Annotated in this window: 3 protein-coding genes and 1 pseudogene; 1 reads left to right on the top strand and 3 read right to left on the bottom strand. The window is 63.2% G+C overall.

Features of this window, described 5'->3' with window-relative positions; genetic code table 11:
- A partial coding sequence (locus EN991_RS26685) for a PAS domain-containing protein (protein WP_164769381.1) occupies nt 1–2703 on the bottom strand: 2703 nt, incomplete at its 3' end.
- A gap of 191 nt (nt 2704–2894) precedes the next feature.
- Here EN991_RS26685 and EN991_RS26680 point away from each other — a divergent pair.
- Nucleotides 2895–3245, top strand: a complete 351-nt coding sequence (locus EN991_RS26680) for a hypothetical protein (protein ID WP_013529266.1) — start codon at nt 2895–2897, stop codon at nt 3243–3245.
- Nucleotides 3246–3332: 87 nt separating this feature from the next.
- On the opposite strand, the gene EN991_RS26675 is transcribed toward EN991_RS26680, so the two are convergent.
- Both EN991_RS26675 and EN991_RS26670 read right to left on the bottom strand, forming a co-directional pair.
- Nucleotides 3333–3569 (bottom strand): hypothetical protein, encoded by a 237-nt coding sequence (locus tag EN991_RS26675; RefSeq protein WP_013529265.1) that lies wholly within the window; start codon nt 3567–3569, stop codon nt 3333–3335.
- A gap of 123 nt (nt 3570–3692) precedes the next feature.
- A pseudogene (locus EN991_RS26670) lies at nt 3693–3907 on the bottom strand (hypothetical protein); the annotation flags it as partial.

Raw genomic sequence — 3907 nt, 5'->3', positions numbered from 1 at the left:
GCGCAGCACGGCGAGGTCGCCATTGACAAAGGCCTCGCCATCCGGCCCGAAAATCTCGATGTCGGTCTTGCCGATGGCCTCTTCCTTGCTGAAGCCCGTCAGATCGCACCAACCCTTGTTGACATAGAACTGCCGGAGATCGGAGCGCTTGGCGTAGATCGATACCGGTACATTGTCGATCAGGCTGCGGAACACCTCGTTCTCGCGCATGCTTTCTTCCAGCGCACGCTCGCGTGCCTTGACGTCGGTGATGTCGGTGCTCGAACCGACCAGATGCACCGACCCGTCCAGCGCCACCAGGCGGCTCTTGCGGGTCATCAACTGCCGAACCGTGCCGTCGCGATGGGTGACGGGTTCCTCGACCTCCTTGACGACGCCCGTCACGGCGACTTGCGTGTCGTCATGGCTGTAGCCATCCGCGTCCTGCGCGCCGAACAACTGCCGGTCGGTGCGGCCGATGACATCCTCCTTTGCCAAGCCGGTGATCGCGCACCAAGCCTTGTTGACGAATTCGATGCTCAGGTCCTGCGCCTTGATGAAGGCGGCCACCGGCAACTCGTCCATCACATGCCGGAACAGGTCGATCTGGCGCATGGAATCGCGCAATGCCGCCTCGCGGCTCTTGATCTCGGAGATGTCGACGCGAACGCCGATGAAGGTGCCGTCGTCGGTCCGCATGTCGTAGACCTGATACCAGCGGCCATCGGGATTGTGACGCTCGTAGGAGGAACTGGGCAAGCGGTAGCGGGCGAGGATCGCGTCCAGCCAGCGGTCATGATCGCTGTCGTAGAGCTGGTCGATTTGCGGATCGCCGCTGCTGCGGAAATAGCCGTTCGCATGACCCAGCACGAGTGCTTCGCGGAATGTACAGCCGGGCTGCCACGCCGGCTTCAAGGCCGGCAGCGTATCCTGGATCTTGCGGTTGGCGAAAACGAACCTGTCGTCGCGATCGTAGATGATCACGGCGGCCGGCAAGGATTCCAGCACGCTGGCGAGATGCTTGCGTGCGTCCTGCGCCTCCGTCTCGCGGCGCTTCATGTCGGAAATGTCGAACAGGAAGCCGGCAACGTAGTTGCGGCCGCTGGCCATGCCGACGCGGCTCTTCCGGACGATGCGCGAGCGGCTGGCGCCGTCGACCTCGAAATTCTCTTCCACTTCGTACGGCCGCCCGGTGGCAAGGACGTCACGTTCGCTCTGCTCGAAAAGCGCGACAGCGTTCGTTGGGAGGAAATCGCCGCCGGGCTTGCCGAGCATGGCTTGCGGCGTCTGGCCAAACAGAGCGGCGAACGCCTCGTTGACGAAGACGAAACGCAGATGGTCGTCCTTGACGAAGATCGGATCCTTGACGGCGTTGATCACCGCTTCCGCCAGCCGCGCTTTCTCCAGCGCGTCGGCAAGTTCGGCCTCCCGGTCCTTCATGTCGGTGACGTCGACATAGGAGATCAGCCGCTTCCCGCCGGCCAGCGGCGCCATCGACGATATCAGCGTGCGGCCGTCATTGCGTGGGAACTGCCGCGATCCGGCGATACCGGCCCTGATTTCCGCCTCGCGCTCGGCGATATGCCGCTGCCATGACGCGTCGTCGGAGCCAAACGGATCGATGTCGCGGCTGGCGTCCATCAGATCGCGAAAGCTGCAGCCGATCTCGGCGCGCCGCGCGTCGATCTGCCAGAAATCATAGAAAGCACGGTTGATGATCTCGGCGCGCATATCGGCGTCGAGCACGAGGACACCGATCGGCATCTGGTCGACCATTGTGCGGAGACTGGCGAAGGTCTCGGCATTCCTGGCATTGGCGCTTTTGATCTCCGCATCGCGCTGCTTGATCTCGGTGACCTCATAGTAGGTCAGCAGCCGCTTGCCCCCGGACAACGCCGTCACCGAAAACATCATCGTCCTGCCGTTGGCATGGACAAATTCGCGCGGCGCGACGGATCCGGCGCGAATCTCGTCGAGGCGAGTAGCGAGGTAGCGCTGCCATTGCTGTTCGTCGATGTCGCCATAGATGCCGCTGCGGCGGTTGAGCTCCATCAACAGGCTGAACGGAGCGCCGACGGCAACAGCGCCGTCCGGAATCCTCGAGAGGTCGCGATAGGCCTTGTTGACGATCAGCGTGTCGAGCCTGGCATCGAGAAGCACGACGCCCATATGCATGGCGTCCATCGTCCGCTCGAGGTCGGCCAGATGCTGGTCGGGCTCGCCGTCACCCGATGGTTCCCGCCCCAGATTTTTGAAGGCGCCGGCCAGAGCCGTGACGTTGCGGCCGATGCCGCGATAGCCGGCAAATCTTCCTTCGTCGTCGAACTTTGGAAAGCCTGACGTCAAAACCCAGCGACAGTCGGCGCTGCCAGCCTTGAGCTCGTAGACGAAGTCGCGAAAAGGCCGGTGCGCCTGCAGATCCTCCAGATGCGCCGCGCCACTGCGATCGCCGTTCAGGACCTGGTTGAGGAAGTCGAAGCGGAACCGGCCAAGCACGTTTGCCGGATCGATGCCGGTGGCGGCCTGGTAATTTTGCGAAAGCCAGGAGAAGCGCAGTTCGGCGTCCGTTTCCCAGACCCAGTCCGAACCGGCTTCGACGAGTCGGCGAAGCGCATCGTTCGAATCCATGCAAGAGGCGGACGATGAGGCATCGTCGCCATGCACCGTGGATCTGCGAGGCCCGCGCTTGCCGCGCGCGCCGATTGTTTCGTCCGCTTCCGCCATGCCGTCCCCACCCCGAAAACCAAGGCCGAACCCTCCTCCGCGGTTCGTCGGCGGAATCTGCCCGAGAAGCATTAAGGATCCGCTAACCTTAACGGTCGGTTGGACAGGATTGCGCGGCGCGGTCTGCTTCATTCCGCCCGGTTGTCGGCGGGGTCGAACCCGCTATATAAGCAACGGCAGGGGTATTGCTGATGCTTGGACGGATTGTGCCTTTTTTCATGGGGCTGGCGCTGCTTTTCGGCGGCGGTTGCTCGCGCAGTTATGACGGCACGGTCGTCATCCCGAGACCGCTTGATGTCCGGCGATTCTGGGATCGGCCGCCACCGAATGTCGACTATGGGCAATCCGAGGTCGAGAACGGCGCTTTTCCTGTGGCGCCGCAGCCGGACCGGCGTTTTTCCGAGCGCAAGGTCAGCCATGCCGCACCGAGACGGCACCAGACGAGGTTGCCTGCGTCCGCTTCCCTATCGGCGCCAGCGAAACCGCTGACCTGCAGGAACGTCAGCGAGCCTGGCAAGAGAGCTCGCATGGTCTGCGATTAGATCGGAGCGGGTCCCTAAAAGCGGGACCCGGTTTTCGGATGGGATGCGATCAAGACGCGATCCGCGGATAGCTTCGGTGACCTGGCCTCACAGTGAAGCAGCGCCCTTTTTCGGCTCCTTCGCACCGAGCTTGTCGAGTGCAAGACGAACCTGACGCAGATCTTCCTGCCAGCCGTCATCGTCGTCCATCGGACCCTCCGAGGCAGCCCGCTGCAGCCCACGCGCCTCGGATTCGATCTCGCGCAGTTCGGCGATTTTCTGTTCGGTGGTCAGCGAGTCATCTTCGACGATCTCCAGCACCCGCATTTCCCGGAACGTAGCCACGGCGTTTCTCCCGGCTGATGTCGATCACAACGCCGTGAGCGCCTCTCTGTTCCAGCCGGATCAGGCAACCGCATCGCAGCAGGCACGCCGCAGCCGGTGATCGCCAATTGGGGAAGCCGGCGATCATTCGGCCGGGAAAAACGCCGGGCCGACCACGCGCACCGACCGCTTGCCGGCCTCGATCGAAAGGTGCTGGGCGGCACCTGGCGCTTCGGCATCGATTCCAGGGACGGCCGCAACCGTGCCGAGATCCGGCTTCGCCGTCGGCAGCGGAATAATGGCATTGCGCATGTTGGCGGGCGTCACAGTCCTGGCTCGCAGTTCGGTGACCCGCTGGT

The organism is Mesorhizobium sp. M7A.F.Ca.US.005.03.2.1, from assembly GCF_003997795.1.
Lineage (GTDB): Bacteria > Pseudomonadota > Alphaproteobacteria > Rhizobiales > Rhizobiaceae > Mesorhizobium > Mesorhizobium ciceri.
The sequence above is the reverse complement of the archived record's forward strand: the minus strand, read 5'-3'. Positions and strand labels throughout refer to the sequence as shown.